This window comes from Rummeliibacillus stabekisii (genome assembly GCF_007988965.1).
GTDB classification, from domain to species: domain Bacteria; phylum Bacillota; class Bacilli; order Bacillales_A; family Planococcaceae; genus Rummeliibacillus; species Rummeliibacillus stabekisii.
Window position 1 is genome coordinate 65634 of record NZ_BJVD01000005.1, and the last position, 14835, is coordinate 80468.

Sequence of the window (14835 nt, forward strand, 5' to 3'; positions counted from 1 at the left end):
TTACTAATGATAGATAAAAGAAAGAGAAACATTTATCTTACAAGTCATAAATTAGAAAAGGAAAGAAATTATTGGTCTGCAAAGTTAAAAGGGGAATTTTCTTTATCTGGATTCCCTACAACTGTTGAAATTGATTCGAACACACAAGGGGTTAGAAAAGACAAGCTATTCACAATTGACCCATCAATTAGTCAAAATGTTCTAAGGATTGCCGGACAATCAGAGTATGGTTCTTATATGATACTTGTCTCTGCATTAACATGGTTACTTCACAAGTACACATTGGAAGAGGATATTGTTATTGGTTCTCCCAATTTAGGGAAAGAAAATAATTCAAAATATAATATTTTCCCTATCCGAACTAGTATTTGTCCGGAAACGACTCTTAAAAGTCTTTTAAATGATATAAAAACGGATCTTACAAGTATTGAAACATATTGTAATATTCCCTTTGATGTGTTAACAGAATATTTGCAAATCGACCATAACACAGAATATTTTAGGGTTACAACGTCGATGGATAGTTTACATTCAAACTACTTAGAACTAATGGGTGATGGAACAAACTTTTGTTTCTCTCTCAGTAAAGATCATCAACTTTCATGTAAAGTTAGCTACTCGACATTAGAATTTGGTGAAGAAAAGATAACTCAGATTTTTGAACAATTTACACGTGCCTTGGATCTACTTATCGGAAATCCTGCAGTTCCTATATCTGAGTTGATTTTTATCACTGATGTTGAAAAGGATATATTATTAAATCGATTTAATAACACGAATGTCGAAATACCAAAAGACCAAACGCTTACTCAGTTATTTGAAGAACAAGTTAAAAAATTCTCAGCTAAAAATGCGGTTGTTTCTAATATGGATGCCATTACTTATAGTGATCTTCAAAAAAAGTCTCAACAACTTGCTACTTATTTAGTCAATCTGGGGGTGCAACATGGTGAACCTGTTGCTATCATGGCAACTCGTTCAATTGAAACTATTATCGGAATATTAGGAATTATTAAAGCAGGAGCGGTTTATGTTCCATTAAACACAAATACGGGATCTGACCGCATTAAATATATTTTAGAAGACTGTGGAATAAACTTTCTTCTTTCAATAGAAGATAGTAAAGAAAACTTTGATAGAAAAATCATTAATTTAAAAGAAGATGTAATTTATCAATGTGAACCAAAAGAGTTAGGTCTAAACCCGTCATCAGAAGACTCTTTGTATATCATGTATACATCTGGGACTACTGGTCAACCAAAAGGTACTGTAATTAGCCACATGAATGTTTGCAGGTTATTAATAAATACGAACTTTATTTCATTAAGTGATGATGAAAATATTCTTCAAACAGGATCTATAGCATTCGACGCTTTTACTTTCGAGTTATGGGGAGCCTTGTTAAATGGTGGAACATTACATTTTGTTGAAGAAGAAGAGCTATTAGAAGCAAGCTCGTTTGAAAGAGCACTAGTAAACCGAAAGATTACAAGTCTGTTTCTAACACCTCCTTTATTTTCACAACTCGTAAGTCAAAATGAGCAGTTGTTTTCAAATATTAGAAACCTAGTAGTAGGGGGAGACATACTTCCATATAAAGCTGTCAATACAGTGAGAAAGCACAATCCGACCATTAATATAATTAACGGATATGGACCTACAGAAAATACCACTTTCTCAACTAGTTATCTTGTGGAAAGAGAATTTTCAGGAAGAATACCTATTGGTAAACCTCTTCATAACTCTACAGCTTATATTGTTGATTTATATGGCAACTTACAACCTATTGGAATACCAGGGGAAATATACGTAGGTGGACTTGGGGTGGCAGCTGGATATATCAATAGGTATGAATTAACAAATGAAAAATTTATTGATTCACCATTTAAGTCTGGTGAGCGCCTTTATAAAACAGGGGATGTAGGAGTATGGTTACCAGATGGAAACATTGATTATTTAGGTCGAAAAGATAATCAAGTAAAGGTTAGAGGATACCGAATTGAGATTCAAGAGGTTGAAAACGTTCTATTGTCATCACCACTTATCAAAGATGTAGTAATCGTAACCAAATTAAATAATCAACAACAAAAATTCCTTTGCGCTTATGTTATTGGAGAGAAAAAGAATATCGAAAAAGAGATTAGGGATTATCTTAAGTTAAACTTGCCAGAGTATATGATTCCCTCAGTTATTATTGAATTAGAAGAATTTCCTCTTTCATTAAATGGGAAAGTTGATAAGCGTAAATTACCAGATCCTAATCAAAATACAGAGACTAAAGATGATTTAGCAAAGCCTGATAATTATTGGGAAGAAAAAGTTGCATCTGTATGGAAAAAAATCCTTAAGGTTAATGAGTTAGGTACAAATTCATCGTTCTTTGATTTAGGCGGTAATTCTTTAGTTTTAGCTACATTAGCTACACACTTAAGAAAAGAATTTAATATGAAAATTTCTATGAAGGATTTATTTCGTCTAACAACAGTTCGAGAGCAGGCCAATTTTATTAGAAATAAAGAACAAGTAAACGCAGTAGCTAAGGAATTATCACCGCTTCCTTCGCAATCATATTACCAGTTGTCCTCTGCACAAAAAAGAATCTATATGCTAGACCGTATCACATCAGATAAGGGTAGCTATAACATTCCTGTACCAATGGAGATTTTCGGGGAACTAAGTGAAAGTAGGATAGAAGAGGCTTTCAGAAGAGTAATAGAAAGACACGAAATACTACGAACCACTTATGAAATTGTAAATGGTAAACCCGTTCAGGTAGTACACGCATCGGTTGATAACTTTAGACTCAATGTCTTAGAAATTAATCAAGAAGATCTTAATAATACAATGCTAAATTCATTCACTCCTTTTGATTTAAGCAAAGCACCATTATTAAATGTACATTTACTTCGTATAAGTGAAGTTCATCATGTACTTTTACTAAATATTCATCACATTATTCTGGATGGTATTTCTCTATCTGTTATTATGAAAGAATTTTTAGAGATTTATAGGGGCGGAACTTTACCTGTCCTAGAAGTTCATTATAAAGAGTTTGCAGACTGGCAACAGAAAAGTCTTTCTTCAAATGCTATCAAAAAACAAGAAAACTATTGGTTAAATACCTTTAAAGATAGTGTGCCTATTTTAGAACTACCTACAGATTATCAAAGACCCAAGGAAAAGAATTATAGAGGAAGTCTTTATCATTTCCAGCTTAATGGCGCACTTAAAGATCGCATTAATGCGTATGCTAAAGAATCAAAAGCGACTCTGAATATGGTATTGCATAGCTTTTTCAGTTTGTTTATTTCAAAATATTCAATGGAAAAAGATGTGGTCATAGGTATTCCTGTATCGGCTAGGACAATTCCTCAGGTTCAAGAGATGCTAGGTATGTTTGTTAATACATTAGCTATTCGTACAAAACCTGATCCAAATAAATCACTACCTAATTATCTTAATGAGGTAAAAGAAACTTTAATAGAGGCATTAGAACATCAGGATTATCCATTTGAAGAACTAGTAAATAAATTAAACTTGAGTCGTGATACTAGTCGTAATCCTCTATTTAATGTCATGTTTTCAATGCAGAATATGGATATTCCTAGCTATGAGAGCGATTCACTCAGATTAAACACGATTGAATTTCCATATCAATTTTCAAAGTTTGATTTAACCTTGTTTGCTCATGAATCGGAAGAAAATATTGCGTTTTCTTTTGAGTATTCCACACAGTTATTTAAAGAAAATACGATTAAGAGAATGGCTGATCATTTCATTACCTTAATTGAAAACGTCTTAAACTGTAAAGAAGCTAACGTAGGTGAAGTTTCTCTAATTAAAGATGAGGAAATTAAGGAAATTTTAAACGCTAGGCACCCTAAGCAAGATTTAATTTCAGAAGAACAAATGCTTGTACATGAACAGTTCGAGCAGCAGGTAATACTGTCTCCAGACAAAGTAGCAGTAGTCGATCCAACTAAACATCTTACTTATCGTGAGTTAGATATGCGAGCTAACCAATTAGCGAATTATTTAATTAGAACACAGTTAAGTGGCAATAAGAAGGTAGCCATTATTCTTGAAAACACAATAGAAATTGCGATATCTATTCTTGGAACATTGAAGGCAGGGTTAGCATTTATTCCAATTGATCCGCATGCACCTAAAGATAGAATTAACCATATTTTAAACGAGTGTTCTCCAAGTGTCGTAATTACTAGCAATGAACAAAGAACAGACAATGAAGGTCTTAAAGTAATAAAGTTAGACAGCTTCTTATTCGAATCGGAAAGTAGCGACAAACCGAAAATTCCTATTCAAATGAATGACTTGGCTTATATTATCTATACTTCGGGAAGTACAGGCGTTCCTAAAGGAGTCATGATTGAGCATAAAAGTCTTTCCAACTATTTTTCTTGGTTTTCACCATATGCAAATCTTAGTCATCATGATCGCTTCCTGTTGCTATCTTCGTATTCTTTCGACTTGGGTTATACGGGATTATTTTCTGCAATATTAAATGGTGGGGAAGTTCATTTTGTACCAAAAGATCTTTATCAAGATCCTAACCGAGTAATGTCCTATATAACAGACCATAAAATTACTTACTTAAAAGTGACACCATCTTTATTAAAAGTTCTAAGTTATGCAGATAAAAAATATTGGAACAACGCCACAGCCTCTTTAAGACTAATAGTTATTGGAGGAGAGGTGCTGAAACCGACGCAAATTGAAGAATTAGTACGCAATTATTCTAGTATTCGATTAATAAACCACTATGGGCCAACAGAAACTTGTATTGGAACAATAGCCGGTTATATTAGTAAAGAAGATTTAACGATGCCATCTCTTCCACTAGGTCACGCAATTACAAACAATTATATTTATGTGCTAGATGAGTCCTTGCAATTACTTCCTCAAGGAATGCCTGGTCAAATCTTTGTAGGTGGTAAAGGTCTTGCAAGAGGATATTATCAAAACAACGATTTAACACAAGAAAGTTTTATTTTAAATCCTTATAAAAATAATTCATTCTTGTACAAAACTGGTGACGTAGGAAGAATCAGAGAAGACGGTCGAGTAGAATTTTTGGGCAGAAAAGATAATCAAGTTAAGATTAGAGGCTATCGTGTAGAACTAGAGGAAATCGAGAGAGTAATTGCTCAACATGATGTTATTCGTCACGTTGCGGTAAAAATTCAAGATCAAAAAATTATAGCGTATATAGAAATAGAAGATCCAGAACACTTTGACATCAATAATCTTAAAAATAGAATTTCATCGCTTTTACCAGACTATATGATTCCGACTTATTATCATTTGATGGACAAACTTCCCATGAATTCAAATGGAAAAGTTGAACGACATCTTTTACCAGATGTCAAAGTTTTACTTGAGGAATCTCCTTCAGACTATGAGGTAAATGATATTGAGGAAGTTATTATAGGTGTTTGGAGGGAAGTCCTAAAAGTAGAAAATATAAACTTGAATTTGAATTTCTTTGAATCAGGTGGGGACTCTCTAAGTCTACTAGAGGTATTTAGTAAGGTTGATGTTATGTATCCAGGTATCTTAAAAGTTGCAGATTTGTTCTCATATCCAACTATTAAGACATTAGGTCAGTATATAACATCGAAGAAAACAGCAATGGAGAACAAAATAAATAAAATTTCTATCCCAAGCAATTACTTTGTAAAAGGAAATTCTCTTACAGATAGTTATTCCTTTGAGTTTAGTCTTGAAGGAAACTACTTCGATCACTTTATGCATGCTAGTCAGACGTTCGAGATAAGTGAAGAAATGCTATTAAGTATCCTTTGGTATTACTTGCTTTCTGAAATGACTTCTAATGAAAGCATAGACGGATTAGTAAGTTTAGAGACAGCTGGTTCAGTAAAAGTTATGTTAATGGAAACAGCAAAATATAGCTCTATTGAACAGTTAATTTTCTCATTAAAAGAAAATCTAGAAACGGCAGATACAATTTCATTAGAAGGATTAGCCTTCTATAATAATGGTTCAGAGAATCAGGTTAGTTGTTTAGTTACGGATTATCAAAAAACAACGTTTGGCTTTGATATTCAACTTATTATTCAAAAACAGAGAGAGAAAATTAATGTTTTACTAGATTTTAGCTCTAAATTAGAAAAAGATAAGATGCTAGAAATTTTACAGAATTATAATCTAGCTATTCAAGCCATTTGTGAGAAAGAAATTGGAGTTCGATAAGAAGATATTCATTATAAATTAATTAACTTTAATTAATAAAAGTGTAACAGGGGAGAAATGATGAGGACTTCAGACAAGATTGATACTCATCATTTCTTCCTAACAATTGCTTTATTAAGTTAAGTTGATATCCAAAAGACAGAATAATAAAACAATTAAAAATAGAGACTTAAAGCTATAATAGGAGGAAATTTAAATATGATCGCTTATCTTTTTCCAGGACAAGGCTCGCAATATGTGGGCATGGGGAATTCCCTTATTGATAAATATAGCGTTGCTAAGGAAACATTCGTACAAGCAAATGAAGTATTGGGATTAAATCTCAGTACTTTGATGTTAGAAGGAGATCTAAATGAACTCACACAAACCGAGAATGCTCAACCAGCTCTATTGACACTTAGCACAGCGGTTTATAGAGTGCTTCAAAAAGAGTTTAATATAACCCCCGATTATCTACTGGGACATAGTTTAGGTGAATATTCTGCGTTGTGTGCTGGAGGAGTCTTTACATTTGAAGATGCCTTAAAAATGGTCAGAAAGCGCGGTCTTTTAATGCAAGACGCTGTTAAGAATGGATTAGGTGTTATGACAGCTGTTGCTAATATCGCTGCTTCAAAAGTAGAAGAAGCTTGTAAAGAAGTTTCTACTCCTGAATATCCTGTATCCATTGGGTGTTTTAATGGACCTAATCAAGTTGTAATCTCTGGTCATCAATATTCTGTTAAAAAAGTAGAAGATTTATTATCAAAAGATGAAGCCATCTTAACTCCATTAAAAGTAAGTGCTTCTTTCCACAGTCCTTTAATGGAAGACGCAGCTATAAAATTAGAAGAATTTCTTTTAAATTTTAACTTTGCTCGCTCAGATGTGCCCATCATCTCAAATGTAACTGGAAAGCCACACGTGGATGATCCAAAAGAGTATATTACTTTATTAAAAAGACAAATGGTAGAACCTGTTATGTGGGAAACTTCCATTCGATACATTCAGCAAAAAGGTGTAAAACATGCCATTGAATTGGGATCTAAGTCTGTCTTAACAAATCTAATGAGAAGTATTACAAAAGATATTAGTTCCACTCCATTTGAAAAGCCAGAGGATATATCAAATCTTAAAGGGATGATTACTAGATATTTACCCCCTGCCTTTTTAGATAAAAGCTTAGCAATTGCAGTAGCTACAAAAAATCAAAATTGGGATGAAGAAGAATACCAAAAAGGTGTTGTTGAACCTTACCAAAAGGTAAAAAAAATGGCGGAAGAAGTTCAAAAAGAAGCTAGAGAAGCTACAGTTGAGGAAATGCTTGTAGCAATTGAAATGCTTCAGTCTGTTTTCAAGACTAAAAAAGTACATGAACAAGAACAAAATCAAAGAATCAATGAATTAATAAAAGTCACGAAAACGGAACACCTTTTAAAGGCACACATTCAAACCATCCAGGAGGAACAATTATCATGTCTCTACTAAATTTAGGAAGTGTTAAGCAAGATACACCTTTTATTAAAGAAGTAAGTAATAAAGATATTGCAATTATTGGCATGGATGCATACTATCCTGATGCACCTTCTTATGATGCTTTTTGGGAGTCTCTCGCCAATGATAAGGATAGTTCAGGGGTGTTTCCGACATCTAGAAGAGAAGATACAGAGAAGTATTTAAAATACAAAGGACAGTATAGTAAAGATACAAATTATTTCCTTGGTTCTTATCTTGATGAAATCGATAAATTTGATTATAAGTATTTTCAGCTTACACCAAAAGAAGCAAACCTTATGGATCCAAATCAGAGACTTCTTCTTCAGACTGTGTGGAAGGCTATAGAAGACTCGGGTTATGGTGGAAATAAATTATATGGCTCGAATACAGGTGTGTTTGTCACAGCTGAGAGTAGAAAAGGATTGAGCTATCAGCAATTAATTCAAGATGTAGATGTGGATTCTGTGGCAGCTTCACTTCCTGGAAACTCAGTATCGATGATGCCTGGGAGAATATCATATCTATTAGATTTACATGGACCAGCAATGGTTATTGACAGTGCTTGCTCATCAGGTCTTGCTGCTATCCACCTTGCTACGAATATGTTAAGAAAAGGAGAGATTGACTTAGCCATTGCTGGCGGTGTAAAGCTTAATTTTCTTCCTCTTGATAGTGGTCTTCGAGTAGGTATTGAGTCATCAGATGGAAGAACTCAGGCTTTTTCAGATCACTCAAGTGGAACGACCATTGGTGAAGGTGTAGTAGCCTTTATTCTTAAGCCATTATCTAAAGCTCTTAGAGATAAAGATAATATTCACGCCGTTATTAAAGGTAGTTCAATGAAGCACGATGGCAGAGCAATTGGAGTAACGGCTCCTAATGCTAGAGCTCAAGAACAATTACTACTACATGCGTGGAAAGATGCTGGAATTAATCCAGAGGATATCTCTTATATTGAAGCCCATGGCACAGGCACTAACTTAGGGGACCCTATTGAAATAGATGGCATTTATGGCGCATTTCAACGATTTACTACTAAAAAGCAATTTTGTGGGATTGGCTCAGTTAAGAGTAACTATGCCCATACAGATAATTTAGCGGGAATGACAGGGCTATTAAAATGCGTGATGAGTTTAAAGAATAAACAATTACCATCTTCTCTGTATTTTGATAAACCAAATCAAAAAATTGATTTTGAAAATTCTCCTGTTTTTGTTAATGATCGTTTAAATAAATGGGAATCAGATGAAAAGTCTAGACTTTGTGGTGTTAGTTCATTTGGAATGAGTGGGACAATCTGTCACGTAGTATTAGAAGAAGCCCCTTTGCGTGATGAAGATAACATGCAAAATAGTGAAGGGGAACATCTCTTTACCTTATCTGCTAAAAGCGAAAATAGCTTGAAAGAATTAATTGCTGAATATGATTCATATTTAAGTAAAGATGTGAAGAATTCTATAGAAGATATTTGTTACACAGCTAGTGTGGGAAGAGATCATTATCAACACCGTCTAGCATTAGTAACTAATTCAATTGATAGTTTAAAAGCGACATTAAAAGACATCCGTTTAGTAGATGACCTGGCTCTACTGGCTAACCAGGATGACGCCATTTTTTACTCAAACACAGAGCAAAAGATTAAAGCAGTTTACAATTCTACACAAATCGTAGGATCAGATTCAGTTAAAGAGGTAGCTCAAGAATACGTAAATGGAGCATCTATTGACTTTATCAAGATGTATTCTCAAAAGAATGTCTACAAAGTTAGTTTACCAACTTATCCATTTGATAAAGAAAAATGTTGGGTTGATATCCCAGAATCTTCTTTGGAAAAAGAGAACCTCCTTTCTCCGGAGATAGAAGAAGCGCATGAAGAAATTCTTACATTTTTAAATACACAACCAGATAATAGTCAATTTGAAAAATGGAAACATATTTTGAGAAAAGAATCATCACAAGAGTCAGTAAATCAACAAAAAGAAAAGAAATATTCATTAAAAGGAAGAAATTCAATAGATGAATATACTGACGTTGAACTTGATATTGCAGCAGCATGGTATACAGCTCTAGGAGTAAAGGAAGTAGACATTAACGAAGATTTCTTTGAACTAGGGGGAGACTCTTTCATTGCTGTTCAGTTAATCTCTGAGCTAAATAATAATTATCAAGTGGCATTAAACGATATTTTCACTCAACGTACAATTAAGCAATTAGCTCAAGCAATTACTAAAAAAAATAAAGATAATATATATGAAAAGCTAGATAAGTTAGTACAAGTCTCAGAAGAATTTTCTGAACTAGAACAGGCTCATAAAGAATCTTTAGAAGAAGAAAAGTTAAAGTATATAGACCGATTAAAAACTTATAAAGGAAAGAATTTGGATCAAACAATTAGTTATCAAGATATTCTTCTTACAGGATCGACCGGATATTTGGGTATTTACTTACTTAGAGATTTATTAAAAAATACCAATGCAGATATTCACGTTTTGGTTAGAGAAGATAATATAAAGCGCGCAGAAGAAAAGCTAGTGAATAATTGGGGTCATTATTTTGATAAAAAAGATATTGTCGACTTACTAAACAATAGAGTTCATGTGATCTTAGGAGATCTAAGTATGAATAACTTTGGTTTAGATAATAATCAATATATCAAATTAGCAAGTAAAATAGATTGTATTGTTCACTCAGCTGGTTTAGTAAAGCATTTTGGTGAATATTCATCCTTTGAAAATATTAACGTAAATGGGACTATGCGTTTAATCGAATTTGCTAAAGAAGGAATTAAAAAAGATTTTAACCTTATTTCTTCTACTGCTGTTGCTAGAGGTAAAGTAGCGGATAAAGAATATGTTCAATTTAGTGAATTTGATACAAATATTGGACAAATTATTGATAATCCTTACGGCTTAAGTAAATTTGAAGCAGAAAAAATCGTACTGGCTGCTCGCAAAGAGGGAATTAATTCAAACCTATTTAGAGTAGGAAATATTATGTTTGATTCTAATACAGGTCAATTCCAATCAAATATTGAATCTAATGGGTTATATACGATTATACGCGCAATGATTAAAATGAAAATCTTCCCGAACGAGGCGAGAGAAGAACTGGATTTTTCTTTCATCGACTATGTAAGTCAGAGTATCGTCTTGCTATTTAACCGTAAGGAGTTACTTAATGAAATACATCATATTTTCAACCCATATAGAAGCAGTCTATATGAGATTTCACAAGTCGTTAAACAAAGAGTAGAGGATCTAGAAGTAGCTGATTTCAGTAGGTTTATTGAGTTTATTAAAGATCATTACAACGATAGCACTTATTCTTCATTCATTAATCATCTCTTACTACACTTTGGTATCTTTGATTATTTTGGAGCTCGAGATACTACACATTATTCTATCGTGTCAGACAAAACAGAGATGTTGTTAAATGAATTAGGTTTCGAGTGGAAAAAACCTTCAGATGACCAACTTAACAGTATGTTGGACCACTGTGAACAAGTGAATTTTATTTAAGGGGGGAGTTGACAATATGAATATGTTTTCGAGTTTAGGGATTCTTAAAAATAAAAACTTTTCTCTTCTAATTACATCCGAATCAACTTCTCTATTTGGGACGCTATTTCTTAACGTTGCTTTATCGTTATACGTCTTAAAACTAACAGGTTCTCCTGAAAAATTTGCTTCGGTATTAGCTCTAGGAATCGTTCCTCATATTATATTGGGTTCTATATCAGGGATTCTGGCTGATAAGTTTGATAAGAAGCTTTGGGTTATTACTTTTGATATTCTTAGAGGATTGTTATGTTTAGGTTTATTTGCTTTTAGTTTCATTGGAACAATTAACATGCCACTCATTTATTTTACTGTAATATTTATATCGAGTTGTGATATCTTATTTGCGCCAATGTTTATATCAATTTTGCCTACAATTGTCTCAGAAGAAAAATTAGTGGATGCAAACTCAGTAAGTAGAACCCTTAATGAAACAATGAAAATCCTTTCACCATTACTTGGAACACTAACTTATACATTAGCAGGTTTAGGAACTGTGTTTTTAGTAAATGGTTTAAGCTTTTTTGTCTCAGCTATTACGATCTATTTAATGAAACTACCTGCAAGAGGAAAACCTACTGGAAAAAAACTTACATTTTTCAGAGATATTTCAGAAGGATTTAGAGTAATATTTGCAGATAAACGTTTACTATCAGTAGTATCGAATGCTTTTTTAACTCATACTTTTTTATACCCATTTTTGTTTGTAGGTATACCATACATTATTGTGAATGTTTTGGTTGGAAAAAATACAGATTACGGTATTGTTGAATCTGTTGCCACGATTGGTTCGATCATGGCTATTCTTGTAGTACCATTTACAAAAAAATTAGGGGTTTCTAATAATATTGGTATTGGTTTATTAGGAATGGTTGTGCCAGTAGGTTTTCTATTTTTATTAGGAAATGGTAATTTTATTAAGTTTTTAACTGGTCACTCTTTTTACATTGTGAGTTACTTCAGTATTATTAACTTGATATTATTTTTAGCATTTAGTTTCTATGTCGTTTATTTCGCTTCTTATTATCAATCCAAGGTGCCTAGAGAATCATATGGCAGATTTATTGCTAGCGTTATTGTAATGAACGGAATAGGTAAGGTAGCGGGGTATAAGGTGGTAGGTATGCTATTTGCCATGGATTCATTAATTTATCCATTAATATTCCTAGCTATTGGGATATCACTGAAATTAATTGTCCATATTCCCTTTATGATTATAACAAGAAATATTGAAAAAATTGCAAAAGTAGAGGTCAGTACAGAAAAAACCACACTCAAACAAAGTGTATAAATTATCAGCAAATCTTAGTATAAAAAACAGCAAGCCCTTACTAGCCCAAATTCGGAATACCTCTTTACCAAGGTAAGGAAATGGGATTCTATCGGTACAACACACGACTGACTCTTATTGTCTATGAAAGAGTAAAAGAGTTGATGATGGCTAAACCCGTATGTTACTTATGTCGAAGAAACATAAGGATTATCAATTGATCTTATGGAAAATTTGATCAATCCAAAGACCGAATATGATTGTAAGCATCAAATAGCGCCCACGTATTTTTTCGTAGGCGCTTTTTGTATGTTTATTTAGTTTTATTGGGAGAGTGCCAATCTGGGATTGTCTTCGACCATACAGAAGTAGATCTAATTTTCACGTGTTGTTGAAGTCTAGTTGGAGCTACTGATAGGGGAAGTAATTTAGCGAATTTAAATTAATTTTCTTTATTTGTATCGATCACACTGTATATAATCGCGCTTGCTATGTTCCCATTTTGTAGAAATGAACGATACATTATTTATTAAGAGATACCATTACTCTCAAGAAGAAAAGGTAGAAACTTTGATAATTCTAATAGATTAATAGCTTTAGGGAAATTGTCATGAAGGGCGCATGCTGCCAATTTATAATCTTGGTCAAATTCGAATATTTTAACGTGATATTGATTATTTTCTAAACCATTATTGTTGAAATGAACAGTTGCTTGGTCACCATTTAGAAGAATGTAAAAGCTGTCTAAAGGAATACTCAAGCCTTTTCCAATATTCTTTATAACGCTCTCTTTTATCGTCCATAATGTGAAAAAGAAATCTTTTTTGTTAGGCGCTTTTTCCAATGCCTGGACTTCAATGGCATGAAAATTAGAAATTACTGATTTGTAATCTATATCAGATACAAGCTCAATGTCTATTCCAACTGGTTGCGTGTCCAGAATAGCAACAACCCAATTCCCCGCATGTGAGATATTAAAGTGAAAATCTGAGTTATTACAATAAGGCTTTCCATAATTATTTCTTAAAATTTTAAGAGGAGTAGATTTTCCATAAAAATAGTGTACTAATAATTCTCCTATAACGGTTCTAACACTATCCTTGTAATACTTATACTTGCTTGCATTTAATAAAGTTTGCTCAGATAGAATATGCTTATAAAGCATATAATCAAAATTGGTTTCGTTTAAATCTTCAATATTAATTGCGTAAATGTCCATTGGAATGCTCCTTAATAAAAAAGTTTTTTAAATAATCATAGCGTTTTACTTATATTAGTAGCTTTCTAAATTAAAAGGCTTCTTTTAAAACATGTTACTTTTTCAGATGTATATCTATCGTTTAGATATATATTAAAAAATTTAAATTTATAAAGGTAAAATAATTTACAGTCTTAAATCATTCGTTAATATGTAGAATTTATCAGTACCCTGCTTAGTGATTTGTTAATATAAGAGCGTGACCAACCATCCATACTACAGGTAATAAATATTATAAACTAAATAACATTTTTGATCTAAAGCCCTACGTATTTTTGTTTAAAATTTATAATGTAGCAAACAAGAAGAATCTTTTATTAGAGCTTGGTGATGAGGATGAAATTCTAGACTAAGACGATGTAAATTCTCGAACAAAAGCTTTTGGGGAATAAGCTTACTGTTATCAAGAATAAGGATTTACAGAAGAACAGGGCATAGTATTAAATTAGTTCATAAAATATAGACACAAAAAATCAATTACATTATAATAACAAGACAACACAACATTATCACTGTTAGCAAAAAAGAGTAGACGCGGAAACGTCTACTCTTATTTATTATTCATATTACATTTTATGACCGTCTATTTTAGCTTAAAACGCTTGATAGCGGTACCTGCTTCTGTATATGAAACCTGCTCCAGAGCCAAAACTCAGCGTATACGATCCATAGTATCTCCTAATATTCTTCGTTTAAATTTGTTTGTATCAAATAAGTCGAGTTGCTGCATGGATTGTTCAGATTCTAACTTTGTCGGGCTGACACTGATATGCCGTATTGGTCGATCATTATGATATTCATTTAACAGCTACTTACATACTTCATATATAACCATTGTATCGTTGGTACCTTCTTCAATTGTTTTTGAGCGTTGGAATCCACCACCATAAGAGTTTTTACTATAGGCTATGCCTAACGAATTGTGCGGCCAATCTTAAAAGCCTCACGTCCTCTTCTTGCTACATCCCTGCATTGCTTCAGTAACACAGCGAGAACTTCTTTTATTGTATTATAATTCCGTATAAGCATTTGACTCTTACCAT

General features: G+C 32.8%; 5 protein-coding genes. 4 read left to right on the forward strand and 1 reads right to left on the reverse strand.

Annotation, left to right across the window (positions count from 1 at the left end; genetic code table 11):
• Positions 1–6 precede the first annotated feature (6 nt).
• From RST01_RS10430 to RST01_RS10445, 4 genes are all read left to right on the forward strand, one after another.
• On the forward strand, positions 7–6231 hold the full coding sequence (locus tag RST01_RS10430) for a non-ribosomal peptide synthetase (protein ID WP_147196590.1): 6225 nt from the start codon (positions 7–9) through the stop codon (positions 6229–6231).
• A 198-nt stretch (positions 6232–6429) separates the two neighbouring features.
• Positions 6430–7698 (forward strand): ACP S-malonyltransferase, encoded by a 1269-nt coding sequence (gene fabD / locus RST01_RS10435; protein ID WP_147196592.1) that lies wholly within the window; start codon positions 6430–6432, stop codon positions 7696–7698.
• Positions 7686–11225, forward strand: coding sequence for a beta-ketoacyl synthase N-terminal-like domain-containing protein (locus RST01_RS10440; RefSeq protein WP_147196594.1), 3540 nt, complete (start codon positions 7686–7688; stop codon positions 11223–11225). The genes fabD and RST01_RS10440 overlap by 13 nt, the downstream gene beginning before the upstream one ends.
• 16 nt (positions 11226–11241) lie before the next feature.
• Positions 11242–12555 carry an MFS transporter gene (locus RST01_RS10445; protein WP_147196596.1) on the forward strand — a complete coding sequence of 438 codons (1314 nt, stop codon included), beginning with the start codon at positions 11242–11244 and terminating at the stop codon, positions 12553–12555.
• A 508-nt stretch (positions 12556–13063) separates the two neighbouring features.
• Here RST01_RS10445 and RST01_RS10450 read toward each other — a convergent pair.
• Positions 13064–13753, reverse strand: a complete 690-nt coding sequence (locus RST01_RS10450; protein WP_147196598.1) for a 4'-phosphopantetheinyl transferase family protein — start codon at positions 13751–13753, stop codon at positions 13064–13066.
• Between the last annotated feature and the right edge of the window lie 1082 nt (positions 13754–14835).